This is a genomic window from Bradyrhizobium sp. LLZ17 (genome assembly GCF_041200145.1).
Taxonomy (GTDB): domain Bacteria; phylum Pseudomonadota; class Alphaproteobacteria; order Rhizobiales; family Xanthobacteraceae; genus Bradyrhizobium.
On sequence record NZ_CP165734.1, the window covers coordinates 5,238,109 to 5,257,725 of the forward strand.

The window sequence follows — 19,617 nt, forward strand, 5'->3', positions numbered from 1 at the left end:
CACATGATCGCAAGCGTTGAATCCTCAACCTGCGAGACATTTGGGGCATGAGCGACAAGGCCGTCATCACCTGCGCGCTGAACGGCGTGCTCACCGACCCCAAGCAGCACAACGTGCCGGTCACGCCCGAGCAGATGGCGCGCGAGGCCAAAGCTGCGTTCGATGCCGGCGCCAGCATCATGCACATCCATCTGCGCCAGCAGGCGCCGGACAAGGGGCATCTGCCGTCCTGGGAGGTCGCCGTCAGCAAGGAGATCCAGCAGGCGATCCGGGAGGCCTGCCCCGGCGTGATCATCAATCACACCTCTGGCGTATCAGGACCGAACTACTCGGGCGCGCTCGACTGCATCCGCGAGACCAGGCCGGAGATCGCGGCCTGCAACGCCGGCTCGCTGAATTACCTGAAGGTCAAGGCCGACAGCAATTGGGCCTGGCCGCCGATGATGTTCGACAATTCGGTCGAGAAGGTGAAGGACTATCTCGACGTCATGAACGCGGTCGGCACCATCCCCGAGTTCGAGTGTTTTGATGTCGGCATCGTCCGCTGCGTCGGCATGTACAACCAGGTCGGCATGTACAAAGGCCCGCTTGAGTATAATTTTGTGATGGGCGTCGCCTCCGGCATGCCGTCAGATCCCGATCTGCTGCCGATCCTGCTCAAGCTGAAGCTTCCCAGGGCGCATTGGCAGGTCACCGCGATCGGCCGCGAGGAGATCTGGCCGCTGCATCAGCGCTGCGCCGAGCTCGGCGGCCATTTGCGCACCGGGCTGGAGGACACCTTCTATCTCGCCGACGGCAAGAAGGTCACGTCGAACGGCCAGCTGATCGAGGCCGCCGCCGCGTGCGCCCGCCGGGCGGGACGCGAGATCGCAAGCCCGGCGGAGGCGCGGAAGATCTTTGGGACAGATCTCTGAATGTCGTTCCGGGGCGCGCGAAAGCGCGAACCCGGAACCTCGAGGTTCCGGGTTCGATGCTTCGCACCGCCCCGGAACGACGGAGTAACACTGTGTCCACCATCGAAAACACCATTTCCCCCGGCAGCGCCGCCTACCACGCCAACCGCGACGGCATGCTCGGCCTGATCGACCGCATGCGCGCACTGGAGGAGCGCACGCGCGCCGCATCTGCCGCAGCGAAAGATCGCTTCCACAAGCGCGGCCAGCTGCTGCCGCGCGAACGCGTTGCGCTGGTGCTCGACCCCGGCGCGCCCTTCATCGAGCTGTCCACGCTCGCCGGCTACATGTTCGACGTGCCCGACGCCGGCAAGAGCGTACCCGGTGGCGGCGTCATCGCCGGCATAGGTTTTGTATCGGGCATCCGTTGCATGATCAGCGCCAGCGATTCCGGTATCGATGCCGGCGCACTCCAGCCCTACGGTCTCGACAAGACGTTGCGGGTGCAGGAGCTCGCGCTGGAGAACAAGCTGCCTTACGTCCAGCTCGTCGAAAGCGCCGGCGCCAATCTCTTGCGCTACCGCGTCGAAGATTTCGTTCGCGGTGGCAACATCTTTCGCAATCTCGCCCGGCTCTCCGCGGCCGGATTGCCGGTCGTCACCGTGACGCACGGTTCGTCCACCGCCGGCGGCGCCTATCAGACCGGCCTGTCCGACTACATCGTCATGGTTCGCGGTCGCACCCGTGCGTTCCTCGCAGGTCCCCCGCTGCTGAAGGCTGCGACCGGCGAGGTCGCGACCGAGGAAGAGCTCGGCGGCGCCGAGATGCACACCCAGGTGTCCGGCCTTGGCGATTATCTCGCCGAGGACGACCGCGACGCACTGCGCATCGCCCGCGAGATCATGGCTGCGCTCGAATGGCAGCGGCCGGAGCGTATGGCCGGGCAATACAAGCCACCACGCTATGATCAGGACGAACTGCTCGGCATCATGCCGATGGACCACAAGCGCTCCGTGGACATGAAGCAGGTCATCGCGCGGATCGTGGACGATTCCGATTTCACCGAGATGGCGCCGAATTACGGCCCGGCCACCGTCTGCGGCCATGCCCGCATCGAAGGCCAGGCGATCGGCATCATCACCAACAACGGTCCGCTGGACCCGGCCGGCGCCAACAAGGCCACGCATTTCATTCAGGCCTGCTGCCAGACCCGCACGCCGCTGCTGTATCTGAACAACACCACCGGCTACATGGTCGGAAAGGCCTATGAGGAAGCCGGCATGATCAAGCACGGATCGAAGATGATCCAGGCGGTGACCTCGGCAACCGTGCCGCAGATCACCATCTATTGCGGCGCCTCGTTCGGCGCCGGCAATTACGGCATGTGCGGGCGCGGCTTCCATCCTCGCTTCTGCTTCTCCTGGCCCAATGCCAAGACCGCCGTGATGGGCGGCGAGCAGGCCGCCGAGACCATGGCGATCGTCACCGAAGCCGCCGCCGCGCGGCGCGGCAAGCCGGTCGAGAAAGACAAGCTCGACGCCATGAAGGCGCAGATCGTGGGCGTGTTCGACGGTCAGATGGACGTGTTCTCGACCAGCGCGCGCGTGCTCGACGACGGCGTGATCGATCCGCGCGATACCCGTGCGGTGCTGTCCGAGGTGCTCGCGATCTGCCGCGAGGGCGATGCGCGGACGCCGCAGCGGATGCAATTCTCGGTGACCCGCCCATGAGAAACGGATCAGTGCAGCACCGGCCGTTCTTCAAGGTCCTGATCGCCAACCGCGGCGAGATCGCGCTCCGCGTGATGCGCAGCGCGCGACAGCTTGGCCTCGGAGTGGTCGCGGTCTATTCGGATGCGGATCGCGATGCGCTCCACGTGCGGCAGGCCGATCAGGCCGTGCGCATCGGCGAGGCCCTGCCGGCGCAGTCCTATCTCAACATCCCCGCGATCATTGCCGCGGCGAAAGCCAGCGGCGCGGATGCCGTGCATCCCGGCTATGGCTTCCTCGCCGAGAACGAAGATTTTGCGCAGGCCTGCAAGGATGCGGGCCTCGTCTTCATCGGCCCGTCGCCGCAGGCGATCGAGGCGATGGGCAACAAGGCCGGCGCCAAGGAGATCATGAAGAAAGCCGGCGTGCCCTGCGTGCCCGGTTATCAGGGGGCGGACCAAAGCGACGAGGTCATGCTCGCGGAGGCCAAAAAGGTTGGCTTTCCCGTAATGATCAAGGCGGTGGCGGGCGGGGGCGGACGCGGCATGCGGCTCGTCACCGACGCCGGGTCTTTCGCAGATGCTTTGCGTAGCGCACGTTCCGAGGCCAAAGCCGCTTTTGGCGATGCGACCGTGATCCTCGAGCGTGCGATCCAGAATCCGCGTCACATCGAGATCCAGGTGTTCGGCGACAGCCACGGCAACGCCATCCATCTCGGCGAGCGTGATTGCTCGGTGCAGCGGCGGCACCAGAAGCTGATCGAGGAAGCGCCGTCGCCCGCGGTGACGCCGGTGCTGCGCGCGAAAATGGGCGAGGTCGCGGTCGCCGCCGTCAAGGCGTTGCGCTACGAGGGCGCCGGCACGCTGGAATTTCTGCTCGACGAAGCTGGCGAATTCTACTTCATGGAGATGAACACGCGGCTGCAGGTCGAGCACCCCGTCACCGAAGCGATCACCGGCCTCGATCTCGTCGAGCTGCAATTGCGCGTCGCGCGCGGCGAGCCGCTTGCCGTCAAACAGCAGGACGTCCGCTTTTCCGGCCACGCCATCGAGGTGCGGCTGTGCTCAGAAGATGCCGCGCATGATTTCATGCCGCAGTCTGGTCGCATGGCGCGGTGGCAGGTGCCGGAGGGCATCCGGGTCGAGCACGCGCTGCAATCCGGCTCGGAGATCCCGCCGTTCTACGATTCCATGATCGCCAAGGTGATCAGCCATGGCGCGACACGCGAAGAGGCGAGGGGGCGGCTGATCGCCGGGCTGGAGCAGATCACCGCGTTCGGCGTGATCACCAACCAAGCGTTCCTGATGTCGTGCCTGCGCCATCCCGGCTTTGCCAGGGGTGAGGCGACCACCGCGTTCATCGGAGCGCATCGCGACGAACTGCTTGCGCCGCGCGGGGACGCTGCTTTCACCGCCGCGCTTGCGGGTCTCCTGCTCTACGTCACCAACCCGCAGGCGCCCATATGGCGCAGCGGCCGGAGTTTGTCGGCAACGTTCGCACTGCCTGTGAAATTCGAAATCGCCGGCCACACAGTTGAACTCGAAGTCACCCGCGAGCGCGATGGCGGGTACATCGTCGCCGTCGGCGAGCGCCAGGACAGGTTCGAGATCGACCAGCTCGATCACGATGTTGTCCGCTTCCGCCACAATGGCGTGATGGACAGCGCAAGATTCTTGCGCGACGGGGACCAACTCTACCTTCAGCACCGCGGCATTCCGCTCGCGGCTAACGATCTCACTCTCGCCGCACCAAAGGCTGTCACCGCGAACGGCGGCGACGGAAAAGTCCGCGCCGTGCTGAATGGTCGCGTCGTCGCCGTGCTGGTCAAGCCCGGCGATCGCGTCACCGCCGGGCAGCCGGTCTTGACGCTGGAAGCGATGAAGATGGAGCACGTCCACAAGGCCGGCATCGACGGCCTGGTCGCCGCGATCGACGTCGCCGAGGGCGAGCAGGTGACGACGGGGAAGATCGTGGCGGAGATCGGGGCGGGGTAGCGGCGGCTCCGTCATTGCGAGCGCAGCGAAGCCAGAGTCTTTCCGCGGAGGGATTCTGGGTTGCTTCGCTGCGCTCGCAATGACGATGTGGGGGCGGTGTTGCCTCAAACCCAACTCGTCCGGACGGCGGCGGACTTACTGCCCCCGCCCTGTCCCCTCGTTCAACAAACACGCCACCTGGTGTCCATCACCCGCTGCCACCAGCGCGGGCCGCTCCGTCTTGCACCGCTCCATCGCAAACCGGCAGCGCGTGTGAAACGCACAGCCCGGCGGCGGATTGACCGGGCTCGGCACATCGCCGTCGACCAGTGGTGCGAGCTTCCTGGCAAGTGGGTTGGCAACAGGCACGGAGGCCAGCAGCGCCTGCGTATAGGGATGGCGCGGGTTGCGGAATAGCTCGTCCTTGCCGGCGATCTCGACGATGCGGCCGAGATACATCACGGCGACGCGGTGGCTGATATGGGCGACCACGGCGAGGTCGTGCGCGATGAAAAGGTAGGAGAAGCCGTGCTGCCGTTGCAGGTCGATCAACAAATTGATCACCTGCGCCTGGATCGAGACGTCGAGCGCGGAGACCGGCTCGTCGCACACGATCAGGCGCGGCTCCAGTGCAAGCGCCCGTGCGATGCAGATGCGTTGGCGCTGGCCGCCGGAGAATTGATGCGGGAAATTGCGCATCTGGTCGGGCCGCAGGCCAACCTGCTCGAACAGTTTCGCGGTGCGCGCCTCAAGCGCCTTGCCGCTCGCGAGGCCATGCACAGCCAGCGGCTCGCCGACAATGTCGCCTGCGGTCATACGCGGATTGAGCGAGGCGAACGGATCCTGAAATACGATCTGCATCGCGCGGCGATGCGAGCGCAACGCGGACTTGGAAAGATGCGTGATGTCCTCGCCCTTGAGGCGGATTTGGCCGGAGGTCGGCTCGACCAGCCGCAGCACGCTGCGCGCCACCGTCGACTTGCCGCAGCCGGATTCGCCGACGAGCCCCAGTGTTTCCCCGACGCCAACCGAGAACGAGACACCGTCGACCGCATGGACGGTGCCGACCTGTCGGCGCAGCACGCCGGCGCGCACCGGATAATGCTTTTTGAGATCGGTGATTTCGAGCAATGCCTCCGTCATGCCACCTCCGCCACTTCGGCCGCACGCCAGCAGGCGGCGAGATGGCCACCGCCCCAATCCGTCAGCGGCGGATATTCGGCCTCGCAGCGCTTGATCGCGAGCTTGCAGCGCGGCGCGAAGGCGCAGCCCGGCGGCAGCCGGACCAGCGACGGCACGGTGCCGGGAATTTCGTTGAGCCGCGCCTGCGCCGCGACGCCGGTTGCCGGTACCGCAGGGATCGAGGCCATCAGCCCGCGCGTATAGGGATGCTTTGGCGCGGCGAACAGCGCCTCGACGCTGGCCTCCTCGACCTTCCTGCCCGCATACATCACGATGACGCGCTGCGCGGTCTGCGCGACGACGCCGAGATCGTGGGTGATCAGCACGAGGCCGGTGCCGAGTTCCTTCTGGAGGTCGAGGATCAGCGCCAGGATCTGCGCCTGGATGGTGACGTCGAGCGCGGTGGTCGGCTCGTCCGCGATCAGCAGCGCCGGCCGGCAGGCCAGCGCCATCGCGATCATCGCGCGCTGGCGCATGCCGCCGGAGAGCTGATGCGGATATTCCCGCGCGCGCCGGGCCGGCTCGGAATCCGCACCAGCCGCAGCATCTCGACCGCGATCTCGTGCGCTTCTCTGGTCGGCATCGCCCGATGCAGCCGCACGGCCTCGACGATCTGGTCGCCGATCCGCATCACCGGATTGAGCGAGGTCATCGGCTCCTGGAAGATCATGGAGATGCGGTTGCCCCGGATCGCACGCATCGCCGTCTCGTCCAGCGCCAGCAGATCGGTGCCTTCGAGCGAAACCGAGCCGCCGACGATGCGCCCGGGCGGGTCGGGCACCAGCCGCATCAACGACAGCGCCGTGACGCTCTTGCCGCAGCCGGATTCGCCGACGATTGCCAGCGTCTCGCCGCGCCTGACAGTGAACGAGATGTTGTCGACGGCCTTGAACAGCCCCGAATTGGTGAAGAACACCGTTCTGAGGTTCTTCACCTCGAGCACGAGATCGGATGTATCAGCCATCAGCCGCGCTGCCGGGGATCGAGGATGTCGCGCAAGGCGTCACCGAACAGGTTTGCGCCGAACACCGCGAGGCTGATCGCGATGCCCGGAAAGATGACGAGCCAGGGCGCGGTGCGGACGTATTCGGCAGCGGATTCGAGAGCATGCGGCCCCAGGATGGGTAGGGCTCGGGGATACCGAGGCCGAGGAACGACAGCGACGCTTCGGTGAGGATGGTCGAGCCGAGCTGGGCTGTGGCCAGCACGATCAGCGGCGCCAGCGTGTTCGGCAGCACATGGCGAAGCGCGATGCGCACCTCGCTCATGCCGATCGACTTGGCGGCTTCGACAAACGGCTGCTCGCGCAGCGCCAGCGTATTGGCGCGGGTGACGCGAGCAACTGTCGGGATCAGCGGGATGGCAATGGCGATGATGACGTTTGGCAGCGATGGTCCGAGCGCGGCCGTCATCACCAGCGCCAGCACCAGCAGCGGCAGCGCCTGGAGAACGTCGGAGACGCGCTGGAACACGAGATCGACCCAGCCGGAGAGATAGCCGGAGGTGAGGCCGACGATGACGCCGATCGAGCCGCCGAGCGCGGTCGAGCCGATTCCGACCGCCAGCGAAATCCGCGCGCCATGGATGATGCGGCTGAACACGTCGCGGCCGAAAGAATCCGTGCCCATCCAGTGCGCCAGGCTTGGGCGGGCAAGCGCATGCGCCGAGTCGATCGTCAGGGGATCGTAGCGCGCGATGACGTCCGCGAAGATCGCGGTGAGCACGAACGCGATCATGATGACGAGCCCGGCCGCGCCCAGCACATGCCGCTGCGCCAGAAACAGCACGCGCCGCCATCCACCGGTCGCATGCGCCCCGGCGCGCCTCAGTTCGAGATCATAGTCGATCGTTGCCAAGCAGGTCTCCTAATCCGTGTACCTGATCCGCGGGTCGAACACCGCGTACAGCATGTCGACGATGAAATTCGCGCTCACCACCACGACGGCAATCAGCATCACGAGGTTCTGCACGATCGGATAATCGCGCCAGCGGATCGCTTCGACCAGGAAGCGTGCGACGCCAGGAATGTTGAACACGGTCTCGGTGACGATCAGCCCGCCGATCAAAAATGCCGCCTCGATGCCGATCACGGTGATGACGGGCAGAATCGCGTTCTTGAGCGCGTGCTGATAGTTCACGGCGGCTTCCGACGCGCCCTTGGCGCGCGCCGTGCGGATATAGTCCTGCCGCAGCACCTCCAGCATCGAGGAACGGGTGATGCGCATGGTCAGCGCCGAACTGCGGAACCCGACCACCATCGCCGGGATGCAATAGGTCGCAAACAGCTCGCCAAAACTCTGCGGGTTGGGGTTGAAGAGAGGCATCTGACCGAACATCGCCACCGAGACGGTGAGGACCAGCAGCCCAAGCCAAAATGACGGCAGCGACAGGCCGGAGAGGCTCACCACGCGCAGCGCATAATCCAGGCGCGTGCCCTGCTTCACCGCGCTGATCACGCCAAGCGGAATGCCGATGGATGCGGAGAACAGCAGCGCCAGCCCGGCGAGCCGTGCCGTGATCGGAATCCGCGGCAATATCTCCTGAAGCGCCGGCTTCTCCGAGACGTAGGAGTAGCCGAAATCGCCGCGCAGGAAGCCGCTGATCCAGTGCCAATATTGTAGGATCAGCGGCTGGTCGATGCCGAGCTCCTTCTCCAGATTGGCCTTGTCGGCCGGATCGACATAGCCGGCCGCGGCGAACAGGATGTCGACGATGTTGCCGGGCACGACGCGCAGCAGGAAAAAGATCACGATCGAGATCCCGAACAGGGTCACGAGCATCAGGAACAGGCGCCGCACCAGATAGGCAAACATCATTCGCCTCCGTCGAGCCTGCTAGCCGCCCACCCGGCTCGTGCTACTTGTCGAGCCACAAATCCTCAAAGCGAAAGCCGTTATAGGAGCTGTTCGACATGATCGTGACTCCCTTGACGTAGGGCTGCCAGCAGGTGCCGGCCCGCGCGTGGAAGATGATGGGGCGGGCGACGTCCTCCTGCAGTTTCTTGTCGATCTCCCAGACCAGTTGCTTGCGCTTGCCGAGGTCGGTCTCCTGCGATTGGAGGTCGAACAGTTTTTCGATGTCCTTGTTGCAGTAGTTGGTGTAGTTGCGCTCCGAGCCGCAGGAATAGTTCTCGTAGAAGGACTGGTCGGGATCGTCGACGGCATTGCCGGTCAGATTGAGGCCGAGCATGTAGTCCTTGCGTGCAACTTTCGGGAACCAGTTCGCGGTCTCCACGACGTCGAGCTCGCCGTCGATATAGATGCTCTTGAGCTGGTCGATCAGGATCACCGCGGGATCGCGATATTCCGCGAGGTTGCGGGTGGAGACCTTGACCGCAAGGTGCTTGTCGGGGCCGTAGCCCGCCTTTTGCATCAGCTTCTTTGCTTCCTCGCGGTTCGCCTTCACGTCCGGACCGTAGCCCGGAATGGTTTCGAGCATGTTCTTGGGCATGCCCCAGATGCCTTGCGGCGGCGGCTGCATGGTGCCGCCGATGTCGGCCTGACCTTCGAACAGGATGTCGACGAAGGCCTTGCGGTCGAGTGCGAGCGCCATCGCCCGGCGGATATCGATGTTGTCGAACGGCGGCGAGCTCGAGTTGACGATGATATTGGTCGAAACGTTGTCCGGCTCGACGACGCAGACCGCGTTCGGCGCCTGCGATTTGATATCCTTGAGCAGCGGAATCGTGATGTGCGTCGGGAAGGTCATGTCGAACTTGCCGGCGACGAAGGCGAGAATGGCGGTCGAGCGGTTGGGGATGATCGTGTACTCGATGCCGTCTAGATACGGCAGGCCCTTCTTCCAGTAGTCCGGGTTTCGCGTCAGCTTGATCGATTCATTGGCTTTGAACTCGACGAACTTGAACGGTCCGGTCCCGATCGGATGGGTGCGCATCTCCGCCGGCGAGACATGGCAGGGATACACCGGCGTATAGCCGGAGGCGAGCATCGCCAGCAGCGAGGGTTGCGGCCGCTTCAGCTCGAACGACACCTCGAAATCGCCGTTGGGCGTGACGTCGTTGACTTCGTTGTACCAGGATTTGCGTGGATTCTGCCGAAGCTTCTGCTGCGATTTGCCCATGAGCAGATCGAAGCTGCACTTGACGTCGGCTGACGTGAACGGCTTGCCGTCATGCCACTTGACGCCCTGGCGCAGCTTGAACGTCAGCTTCTTGTTGTCGCTGCTCCATGACCAGCTCTCGGCCAGCTCGGGCCTGATCGTGTCAGGGCTGTTCTGCGCCATATGCTGGTCGTAGATGACAAGGTTGTTGAACACGCCCATGAACGGCACGTTGACCGAATAGGTCGCGCCCTCGAGAATGGAGGCGTTCGCCGGGCTGTCACGGTGGTAGATCCGCAGGATTCCACCCTGCTTGGGCTCGCCGGCATATGTGTTGGTCGAAAACGCCAGCAAAGATAGCGCCGCCGTCGCGGCGAGCGCCCATACGCTCCGCATCCTCGGTCCTCCCTGGACATCTGCCTTTTTGGCCTGTTTGTCAGAACGATAGCCACGCACGCGCGGCGAGGCAACCGGCAAGGCCGCTCACTCTCTTGGCAATTCGGATGACGAAGGGCCGCAGAGGTTTCCTCTGACAATGTGAGGATGCGGGGCGTCGGCGAGTTCCTGCGCCGGTGTGGGTCTCCAATTGTCTCAACAAGCCTCGCCGTCGTCCCGGCGAAGGCCGGGACCCATACCGCGTGATCTATCGGTTGCGGTAGGTCCAAGTACCGAACCACAGATCTTCGCCAAACCACTCCCTGAGATTATGGGTCCCGGCCTTCGCCGGGACGACACTGATTGTTTGGTTACGACCTCACACGATCCTGGACGTCTTGTTCCCCCAGTACCGATCCCGCAGCAGCCGTTTGTACAGCTTGCCGGTCGGCAGTCGCGGCAACTCCTTCTCGAAATCGACCGAGCGCGGCACCTTCTGCCGCGACAGGGATTGGCTGCAGAAGGCGATCAGCTCTTCGGCAAGCGCCTCGCCCGGCACCACGCCCGGCATCGGCTGCACCACCGCCTTCACCTCTTCGCCGAGATCGGGATTGGGCACGCCGAACACGGCGGCATCCGCGACCTTCGGATGGGTGATCAGCAAGTTCTCGCATTCCTGCGGATAGATGTTCACCCCACCCGAGATGATCATGAAGGTGGCGCGGTCGGTCAGATAGAGGAACCGATCCTCGTCGACATAGCCGACATCGCCGACCGTGCTCATGCTGCCATCGATCGAGCGCGCCTCTCGCGTCTTCTCGGGATCGTTGAAATATTCGAATGGGGTTGCCGTCTTGAACCACACCTGGCCCGGCGTGCCGGTCGGGCACGGCCTCATGTTCTCGTCGAGAATATGGAGATCGCCGAGCAGCACCTTGCCGACCGTGCCGCGATGGGCGAGCCATTCCGCGCTGTTGCAGGCCGTGAAGCCGAGGCCTTCGGTCGCGCCGTAATATTCATGGATGATCGGCCCCCACCATTTGATCATATCGTCCTTGACCAGCGCCGGGCAGGGCGCGGCGGCGTGGATCGCGATCTCGAGCGACGACAAATCGTAGCGGCCGCGCACTTGCTCCGGCAGCTTCAGCATGCGCGAGAACATTGTCGGCACCAGCTGGGTGTGGGTGATGCCCCATTGTTGCACCAGCTGGAGATACCGCTCCGGATCGAAATTCTCCATGATGACCACGGTGCCGCCCATGCGGATCGTGAGATTCACGGCGGCCTGCGGCGCCGAGGTGGTAGAGCGGCGCCGGTGACAGATAGACCATGCCCTCGCGGTACAGCCAAAGCTTGGTCAGGAAATCGAACAGCGGCAGATTGTGCTTCGGCGGCTCCTCCGGCAGCGGCCGCAAGATTCCCTTCGGCCGTCCGGTGGTCCCGGACGAATAGAGCATCGCCGTGCCCAGCCACTCATCTGCGATCGGCGTCTTCGGCATGTCGGCCGTCACCTCTGCAAGGCCGACGATGCGGTCGCTCTCGCCCGGACCGTCGGCGACGATGCAGAGCTTGACCTCAGGACACGCCTGGATCGCCTGGCGGGCGATCTCGAGCTTTGCCACTGAGGTGATCAGGACCTTGGACTGGCTGTTGACGAGGAGATAGGCGAGCTCGCCCGCGGTCAGGAAGGAATTGATGCAGGTGTAATACAGCCCGGACCGTTCGCCCGCGCCGCAGGCTTCGAGGTAGCGGGAATTGTTCTCCATGAAGATCGAGTAGTGATCGAGCCGCTTCAAGCCCAGCTTGCGGAACAGATGTGCCAGCCGGTTGCTGCGCGCATCGAGCTCGCGATAGGTGACGGTCTCGCCCGTCGCCGCCATGATGAACGCCGGTTGCAACGGGCGCAGGCGGGCATGCTGACCTGGGTACATCAATCCTCCGGCTAGAAATTATGCGGCGAGAAGCAGGATTTCGCGCAGCTGCGCAGGGCTGTCGATCTTGCGCGGATTGCGCGGCACCCACGGCGTGCGCATCGCCTGTTCGGCGATGGTGTCGAAATGCTCGGGCGAGACGCGCACGTCCGACAGGCTGCGCGGCATGCCGAGCGAGCGGATGAAGGCATCGAGCACGTCGGCGGCATCGCGGCCGGGAAATCCCATCGCTGCGGCGACCACCATCTGCTGCTCGGCGTTGTCGCGCGCATTCCAGCGCATCACCGCGGGCAGCATGACGCAGGAGGTGTAGCCATGCGGCACGTCGAAGGCCGCGCCGAGCACGTAGCCGATGCCGTGGCTTGCTCCCATCGGCACGCCGGCCGAAAGCGCGCCCATCGACAGCCACGTGCCGATCTGCGCATCCATCCGCGCGTCGAGATCGGCAGCGTCGGCCTTCACCCGCGGGAGCGCGTCGGCGAGCATGGCCAGACCCTTCACCGATTGCGCGTCGGCGTAAGGGTGGGTCTCGCGCGAGCAGATGGCCTCGACGCAATGGTCGACCGCACGGATACCGGTCGAAAGAAACAGCCATTCCGGCGTATGCACGGTCATGGCGGGATCGAGGATGGTCGCGCGCGGCACCGTGAGCGGGTGCCGCAGCATCTGCTTGACGTGGGTGGCGCGGTCGGTCACCCCCGCAATCGAGCTGAACTCACCGCCGGCAATCGTGGTCGGCACGCTAATCTGGCGCACGGCCGGCGCCTTCATCTCGGGAGCGACGCCCTTGTGCACGCGGATGCGCTCGATGCCTTCGATATCGTCGATGCCGTTGGCGAGGCAGAGTTGCACCGCCTTGGCGCCGTCAGTGATTGAGCCGCCGCCGACGGTGACGATGAGGTCCGCGGCTGCCTCGCGCGCCGCATTGGTCGCCGCGATCACCGCCTCGCGCGGCGTATGTGCCGGCATCGCGTCGAAGACCCCAGCGCAGCGGGAGCCCAGGGCGTGTCTGATCTTCTCGATTTCGCTGGTCTGCCGGTTCAGCGTGCCGGAAACCATCAGGAAGGCCCGGCGCGTCCCCAGCCGGTCCATCTGCGCGACAATGGCCTCGGCCGCGGGATGGCCGAAAACAACCTCTTCGATCGCGCCGTAAACGACACGTCCCTGATACACGCCTGTCCTCCCGGGACAATTGCTCTTGTTTTGTGGGACTAATCTAGCCGAGCGGCCCGCCTTCGTCATGTGCGAAGGCGCTGGCTCACGCGCGCTCTCTCCCTCTCCCCGTTCTTACGGGGAGAGGGTCGGGGTGAGGGGCTGCCTCCGCAATCACGGTCAGCCGGATTCGCGGAGGCTCCCCCTCACCCGGATCGCTGTCGCGCTCCGGCCTCTCCCCGCAGGCGGGAAGAGGCGAAGAAGACGTCCCTGTCAACCCATCATCCGGCTAGGGCATTTCCCCAAGCATTGCGCTCGGCGTCGCCTTGAAGATTTCATCATGCTGACCCATCTTGTGTCGCCCGCAGGTACGCGCGTACCCTGATGTTTCTGCGGCTTTGATGCGAGGACCTGGGATGGGCGGACCGGACGGAAGCGAGCAATTTGTCAAAACGCACGATTTCGTTCAGCCGCGGCCCCGCGCAATCGCCGGACTTCTGGCCGCGGCATTCGCCCTCGCCGGCTGTGGACAGCCCGCCTCGCAGGCGGCCGCCCCGCCGCCTCCGGCGGTGACAATTGCCCAGCCGGTCAAGCGCACGGTCACCGATTGGGACGAGTTCACCGGCCGCTTCGAGGCGGTCGAGGAGGTGCAGGTCCGCCCGCGGGTCGGCGGCTATGTCAACTCCGTCGAGTTCCAGGACGGCGCGATCGTGCACGCCGGCGACCTGCTCTATGTGATCGACCCGCGTCCGTTCGAGGCGGTGGCGGAGCAGGCCGACGGCCAGCTCTCGGACGCCCGCGCCAAGGTGGAGCTCGCCAAGCGCGAGCTCGACCGCGGTCTCAACCTGGTGCAGACCAGCGCCGTCTCGGAGCAGGTGGTCGATCAGCGCCGCCAGGCCTTGCAGGCCGCGCATGCCGCCGAGACGCAGGCCGAAGGTGCGCTGAAGGCGGCCAAGCTCAATATCGAGTTCACCCATGTCACCGCGCCGATCACCGGGCGCGTCAGCCGCCATCTCGTCAGCGCCGGCAATCTCGTGCAGGGCAGCGATAGCGGGACTTCGACGCTGCTGACCTCGATCGTGACGCTCGATCCGATCTACGTCTATTTCGACATGGATGAGACGACATTCATGAAATACAGCAAGCTGTGGTTCGAGGGTAAGCGTCCAAGCTCGCGCGATACCGCAAATCCGGTGCAAGTGACGCTCGCCGGCGAGACCAAGCCCTCGCATGACGGCACCATCAACTTCCTCGACAACCGCCTTGATGTCTCGACCGGCACGCTGCGCAGCCGCGCCGTCATCAAGAACACCGATCTCTCGATCCTGCCCGGCCAGTTCGGCCGCGTCCGCCTGATCGGCAGCGCGCCCTATGAGGCGCTGCTGATTCCGGACGTCGCGGTCGCAACCGACCAGTCGCGCAAGATCGTGTTCGTGGTCAAGCCGGACGACACTGTCGAGGCGCGTCCTGTGACGCTCGGGCCACTGGATGATGGCCTGCGCGTGATCCGCGAAGGATTGAAGGCGGACGATCGCGTCATCGTCAACGGCATCCAGCGCGCCCGTGTCGGAGCCAAGGTCGCCCCGTCTCCCGCCCAGGCACCGGCTGCTGGCAAGCCCGGTGACAAATCATGAATCTTGGCCGTCTCTCCATCAACCAGCCCATTCTCGCGATGGTGCTGTCGATCGTGCTGCTGATCGTCGGCGCGCTCGCCTACACCACGCTGCCGGTCTCGGAATATCCGCAAGTGGTGCCGCCGACCGTCGTCGTCACCACGCAATATCCCGGCGCCTCGGCGCAAACCGTGTCCGACACCGTCGCCGCCCCGATCGAGCAACAGATCAACGGCGTCGAGGACATGCTGTATCTCTACAGCCAGGCGACCTCGAACGGCCAGCTCACCATCACCGTCACCTTCAAGCTGGGGACCGATCTCGACAAGGCGCAGGTGCTGGTGCAGAATCGCGTCGCGATCGCGCAGCCGCAACTGCCGGACGAGGTGCAGCGCAACGGCGTCGTCACCCGCAAGAACTCGCCCGACATCCTCATGGTCGTGTTCATGCTGTCGCCCGACGACACCTTCGACCAGCTCTACATCTCAAACTACGCGCTGCTCCAGGTTCGCGACCAGCTGCTGCGGATCGACGGCGTCGGCGACATCCAGATCTTTGGTGCGCGCGATTATTCGATGCGGCTCTGGCTCGATCCCGACCGGATCGCCAATCTCGGTCTGACCTCGGACGAAGTGCTCGGGGCGATCCGGGCGCAGAACGTGCAAATCGCAGGCGGCCAGCTCGCCGAACCGCCGATCGCCGACCGCGCCTTCCAGCCGAACCTCACCTTCACCGGACGCTTGAAGGACAAGAAACAGTTTGAGGACATTCTGATCAAGGCCGGCTCCGACGGGCGGACGGCGCGGCTGCGCGACGTCGCCCGCATCGAGCTCGGCGCGCTGGCCTACTCCACCAACAGCTTCCTGTTGCGCAAATCGGCGGTCGCCATGCTGGTGACGCAGCGGCCGGGATCCAACGCGCTCGCGACCGCCAAGCATATCTCGGACACGATGACGAAGCTCAAGGAGAGTTTCCCGAAGGGCCTCGACTACAATATCGGCTACAACCCGACGGAGTTCATCGCTCAATCCGTCCACGAGCTGATCAAGACCATCTACGAGGCCATGCTGCTCGTGGTCGTCGTGGTGCTGGTGTTCCTGCAAGGATGGCGGCCCGCGATCATCCCGATCATCGCGATACCGGTCTCGCTGGTCGGCACGTTTGCGGTGATGGCGGCACTCGGCTTCTCCATCAACAATCTCACGCTGTTCGGGCTGGTGCTCGCGGTCGGCATCGTGGTCGACGACGCCATCGTCGTGGTCGAGAATGTCGAGCGGCATCTCGAGCACGGCATGAGCCGGCGCGACGCTGCGCTGAAAACCATGGAGGAGGTTGGCGGTGCGCTGGTGTCGATCGCGCTGGTGTTGTGCGCCGTGTTCGTCCCGACGGCGTTCCTGGGCGGCATATCCGGGCAATTCTTCCAGCAATTCGCCGTCACCATTGCGGTCGCGACCGCGATCTCCTGCTTCTGCTCGCTGACGCTGTCGCCGGCCTTGGCTTCGCTCCTCCTCGTTCCGCACGAGGAGAAGCGGCCGCCTGCGCGCTGGAATGTCCTCGCGCGCGGCTGGGGCGCGTTCACCGGCGCCTTCAACCGTGTGTTCGAGCGGCTGGCGCATGGCTATGCCGGCGTCGCCAATTTCGTGATCCGGCACTCGGTGGTGATGATCCTGGTCTATGTCGTGCTGATCGGCAGCGCCGGCTGGCTGATCGGGACCACGTCGCAGGGCTTCATTCCGGCGCAGGATCGCGGCTACGTCATCATCTCCGTGCAATTGCCGGGCGCGGCGTCGCTGGCGCGCACCACGGAGGTCGTGCGCGAGATCGAGCGGATCGCGCTGGACACGCGGGGCATCGTCCGCGTCGCCGCCTTCGCCGGCTTCTCGGGCGCGACCCGCACGCAGGCCGGCAACGCGGCGGCGCTGTTTCCCGTGTTCGACGAACCCGAGGCGCGGATCAAGAAAGGACTATCCGCCAACGCCATCACCGCCGAGTTGCGCAAGCGCCTCGCCACGATCCAGGGCGCCTTCATCATCGTCATTCCGCCGCCGGCGGTGCCCGGCATCGGCACCGGCGGCGGCTTCACCATCCGCATCCAGGATCGCCAGGGCCGCGGTCCGGAGCTGCTGGCAGCGGCGACCGACGAACTCGTCGCCGCCGCGCGCAAATCGCCCTCGCTCTTCGCCCCCTCGGTGTTCTCGCCGTTCTCGGCCAACACGCCGCAGCTCTTTGTCGATATCGATCGCACCAAGGCGCAGAAGTTAGGGGTGCCCATCGCCAATATCAACGACACGATCCAGACCTATTTCGGATCGACCTATGTCAACGACTTCAACCTGTTCGGCCGCACCTATCACGTCACCGCCCAGGCCGATTTCCCGTTCCGCAAAGAACCGGCCGACCTCGCACGCTTGCGCACGCGAAATGCCTCCGGCGACATGGTGATGCTGGGCAGCGTGGTCGACTTCAAGGATGTTTCGGGTCCGGACCGCGTCGCACGCTACAATCTCTACGCGGCGTCCGAATTGCAGGGCGAGCCGGCGCCGGGTACCAGCTCGACCACCGCGCTCAACGCCATCAAGAAGCTCGCCGACGAGACCTTGCCGAGCGGCTTCAGCTTCGAATGGACCGATCTGTCCTATCAGCAGATCACCGGCGGCAATGCCGGTCTTTACGTTTTTCCAATCTGCGTACTGTTCGTCTATCTCGTACTCGCCGCGCAATATGGCAGCTGGACACTGCCGTTCGCGGTGATCCTGATCGTACCGATGTGCCTGTTGGCGGCCACCATCGGCGTGCGCATCATGGGCCAGGACGTCAACATCCTCACGCAGATCGGCTTCGTCGTGCTGGTGGGGCTGGCGGCAAAGAACGCGATCCTCATCGTGGAGTTCGCGCGCGACATCGAGCTCGAAGGCAAGCCGCGGCTAGAGGCTGTGATCGAGGCCTGCCGATTGCGCCTGCGGCCGATCCTGATGACGTCCTTTGCCTTCATCCTCGGGGTGCTGCCGCTGGTGATCTCGTCCGGCTCCGGCTCGGAGATGCGGCAAGCCGTCGGCGTCGCCGTCTTCTTCGGCATGATCGGCGTCACTTTGTTCGGCCTGGTGTTCACCCCGATCTTCTATGTCGTGGTGCGGAACCTGGCGGAGGGGCGGAACGAGGGGAAGCCGAAACCTGAGGTCGCTGCCTGATTGCCGTTGGTTGCAGGCGCTTCAACACCCACGGTGTCGTCCCGGCGAAGGCCGGGACCCATAACCCCAGGGAGCAGTTGTGACGCGAATCTGGTCACAACGAGTCTTCGCCAAATCCAATCCTGTGGCTATGGGTCCCGACCTTCGCCGGGACGACACGTTTTGTATGGCATCCGCCCATACTAACCGCCTATCTGAAATGGATGGGCAGCGACGGCGTTCTTCACTACTATTCGCGCGATTTCAAAACAGAACAATGCTGGGAGACAACAGATGAAATCAGCACTTTTGGCCGCTGTCGCAATGTCGGCGCTGTTGCTGGCCGCGCCGGCCTCCGCGCAAGGCGTCAAGATCGGCATCCTCAACGATCAGTCCGGCGTCTATGCCGATTACGGCGGAAAGTATTCGGTCGAAGCGGCCAGGATGGCGATCGAGGATTTCGGCGGCGAAGTGCTCGGCCAGAAGATCGAGATGGTCACCGCCGATCACCAGAACAAGCCTGATCTGGCCACCTCCATCGCGCGGCGCTGGTATGACGCTGACAATGTCGACATGATCACGGAGCTGACGACGTCGTCGGTGGCGCTCGCCGTGCAGGACCTGTCGAAGGAAAAGAAGAAGATCGACATCGTGGTCGGCGCGGCCACGTCGAGCATCACCGGCAGCGCTTGCTCGCCCTACGGCTTCCACTGGGCGTTCGACACCCATGCGCTCGCGGTCGGTACCGGTGGCGCGCTGACCAAAGCGGGCGGCGACACCTGGTTCTTCCTCACCGCCGACTACGCCTTCGGCTATGCGCTGGAGAAAGACACCAGCGAGATCGTGACCCACAATGGCGGCAAGGTGCTGGGCTCGGTTCGTGTGCCGCTCAACTCGTCGGACTTCTCCTCGTTCCTGCTGCAAGCGCAGAGCTCGAAGGCGAAGATCGTCGCCCTCGCCAATGCCGGCCAGGACACCACCAATTCGATCAAGCAGGCGGCCGAGTTCGGCGTCGTCTCCGGCGGTCAGAAGCTTGCAGGCCTGTTGATGACACTCGCGGAGGTGAACGGGCTCGGCTTGCAGGCCGCGCAAGGCCTGGTGCTGACGGAAGGCTTCTATTGGGACCATGACGACACCACGCGCGCGTTCTCCGAGCGGTTCTTCAAGCGCACCGGCCGGATGCCGAGCATGATCCACGCCGGCACCTATTCGGCGACGCTGAGCTATCTGAAGGCGGTGAAGGCCGCCGGCACCAAGGACAGCGACGCGGTCGCCAGGAAGCTGAAGGAGCTGCCGGTCGACGACGCCTTCGCCAAGGGCAAGGTGCTGGAGAACGGCCGCATGGTCCACGACATGTATCTGTTCGAGGTCAAGAAGCCCTCGGAGTCGAAGAAGCCGTGGGATTATTACAAGCAGCTCGCGGTGGTCCCCGGCGACCAGGCCTTCTTCACCGCCAAGGAGAGCGGCTGCCCGCTGACGAAGTGAGAGGAAGGGGCGGCGCTGGCCCTACAGCCGCCGTGTCGTCCCGGACAAGCGCGCCACAAGCGCGCACAGATCCGGGAC

Annotated in this window: 10 protein-coding genes and 3 pseudogenes; 6 read left to right on the plus strand and 7 right to left on the minus strand. The window is 64.6% G+C overall.

All coding sequences use genetic code 11. From position 1 onward, the window contains the following. Positions 1 to 47: 47 nt before the first annotated feature. The 3 genes from AB8Z38_RS25205 to AB8Z38_RS25215 all read left to right on the plus strand — a co-directional run bounded on the left by AB8Z38_RS25205 (position 48) and on the right by AB8Z38_RS25215 (position 4,596). Complete coding sequence (locus tag AB8Z38_RS25205) at positions 48 to 914, plus strand: 3-keto-5-aminohexanoate cleavage protein (protein ID WP_369720451.1); 867 nt, start codon at positions 48 to 50, stop codon at positions 912 to 914. Between the two features lie 92 nt (positions 915 to 1,006). Further along, complete coding sequence (locus AB8Z38_RS25210; RefSeq protein WP_369720452.1) at positions 1,007 to 2,623, plus strand: acyl-CoA carboxylase subunit beta; 1,617 nt, start codon at positions 1,007 to 1,009, stop codon at positions 2,621 to 2,623. Then, positions 2,620 to 4,596: an acetyl-CoA carboxylase biotin carboxylase subunit gene (locus tag AB8Z38_RS25215; protein WP_369720453.1), complete on the plus strand. Its 1,977-nt coding sequence runs from the start codon at positions 2,620 to 2,622 to the stop codon at positions 4,594 to 4,596. The genes AB8Z38_RS25210 and AB8Z38_RS25215 overlap by 4 nt, the downstream gene beginning before the upstream one ends. 135 nt (positions 4,597 to 4,731) lie before the next feature. Here AB8Z38_RS25215 and AB8Z38_RS25220 read toward each other — a convergent pair whose 3' ends face one another. From AB8Z38_RS25220 to AB8Z38_RS25250, 7 genes and pseudogenes are all read right to left on the minus strand, one after another. After that, a complete protein-coding gene (locus tag AB8Z38_RS25220) occupies positions 4,732 to 5,718 on the minus strand; it encodes an ABC transporter ATP-binding protein (RefSeq protein ID WP_369720454.1) in 987 nt (328 codons plus the stop codon). Then, positions 5,715 to 6,721, minus strand: a pseudogene (locus AB8Z38_RS25225) (ABC transporter ATP-binding protein). Before AB8Z38_RS25225 ends, AB8Z38_RS25220 begins: the two are co-directional and overlap by 4 nt. Beyond that, positions 6,721 to 7,613, minus strand: a pseudogene (locus AB8Z38_RS25230) (ABC transporter permease). Before AB8Z38_RS25230 ends, AB8Z38_RS25225 begins: the two co-directional pseudogenes overlap by 1 nt. Before the next feature lie 9 nt (positions 7,614 to 7,622). Beyond that, positions 7,623 to 8,570: an ABC transporter permease gene (locus AB8Z38_RS25235; RefSeq protein ID WP_369720455.1), complete on the minus strand. Its 948-nt coding sequence runs from the start codon at positions 8,568 to 8,570 to the stop codon at positions 7,623 to 7,625. Between the two features lie 43 nt (positions 8,571 to 8,613). After that, entirely contained in the window at positions 8,614 to 10,212 is a 1,599-nt protein-coding gene (locus tag AB8Z38_RS25240; protein WP_369720456.1) for an ABC transporter substrate-binding protein, read from the minus strand. Positions 10,213 to 10,570: 358 nt separating this feature from the next. After that, a pseudogene (locus AB8Z38_RS25245) lies at positions 10,571 to 12,122 on the minus strand (AMP-binding protein). 18 nt (positions 12,123 to 12,140) lie between these two features. Continuing rightward, positions 12,141 to 13,295, minus strand: a complete 1,155-nt coding sequence (locus AB8Z38_RS25250; protein ID WP_369720457.1) for an iron-containing alcohol dehydrogenase — start codon at positions 13,293 to 13,295, stop codon at positions 12,141 to 12,143. A gap of 395 nt (positions 13,296 to 13,690) precedes the next feature. Here AB8Z38_RS25250 and AB8Z38_RS25255 point away from each other — a divergent pair, with 395 nt between their 5' ends. The 3 genes from AB8Z38_RS25255 (at position 13,691) to AB8Z38_RS25265 (ending at position 19,539) form a co-directional block, all read left to right on the plus strand. Beyond that, on the plus strand, positions 13,691 to 14,908 hold the full coding sequence (locus AB8Z38_RS25255) for an efflux RND transporter periplasmic adaptor subunit (protein WP_369720458.1): 1,218 nt from the start codon (positions 13,691 to 13,693) through the stop codon (positions 14,906 to 14,908). After that, the gene (locus AB8Z38_RS25260) at positions 14,905 to 18,075 is read left to right on the plus strand and encodes an efflux RND transporter permease subunit (RefSeq protein ID WP_369720460.1); all 3,171 of its coding nucleotides are present in this window, start codon (positions 14,905 to 14,907) and stop codon (positions 18,073 to 18,075) included. The genes AB8Z38_RS25255 and AB8Z38_RS25260 overlap by 4 nt, the downstream gene beginning before the upstream one ends. A gap of 273 nt (positions 18,076 to 18,348) precedes the next feature. Then, positions 18,349 to 19,539 (plus strand): ABC transporter substrate-binding protein, encoded by a 1,191-nt coding sequence (locus AB8Z38_RS25265; protein WP_369720461.1) that lies wholly within the window; start codon positions 18,349 to 18,351, stop codon positions 19,537 to 19,539. Positions 19,540 to 19,617 lie beyond the last annotated feature (78 nt).

Excerpts from the sequence above, each read along its gene's own strand:
- AB8Z38_RS25205 (WP_369720451.1), top strand. The coding sequence starts at position 48 with ATGAGCGACAAGGCCGTCATCACCTGCGCGCTGAACGGCGTGCTCACC.
- AB8Z38_RS25215 (WP_369720453.1), top strand. The coding sequence starts at position 2,620 with ATGAGAAACGGATCAGTGCAGCACCGGCCGTTCTTCAAGGTCCTGATC.
- AB8Z38_RS25220 (WP_369720454.1), bottom strand. The coding sequence starts at position 5,718 with ATGACGGAGGCATTGCTCGAAATCACCGATCTCAAAAAGCATTATCCG.
- AB8Z38_RS25235 (WP_369720455.1), bottom strand. The coding sequence starts at position 8,570 with ATGTTTGCCTATCTGGTGCGGCGCCTGTTCCTGATGCTCGTGACCCTG.
- AB8Z38_RS25240 (WP_369720456.1), bottom strand. The coding sequence starts at position 10,212 with ATGCGGAGCGTATGGGCGCTCGCCGCGACGGCGGCGCTATCTTTGCTG.
- AB8Z38_RS25255 (WP_369720458.1), top strand. The coding sequence starts at position 13,691 with ATGGGCGGACCGGACGGAAGCGAGCAATTTGTCAAAACGCACGATTTC.
- AB8Z38_RS25260 (WP_369720460.1), top strand. The coding sequence starts at position 14,905 with ATGAATCTTGGCCGTCTCTCCATCAACCAGCCCATTCTCGCGATGGTG.
- AB8Z38_RS25265 (WP_369720461.1), top strand. The coding sequence starts at position 18,349 with ATGAAATCAGCACTTTTGGCCGCTGTCGCAATGTCGGCGCTGTTGCTG.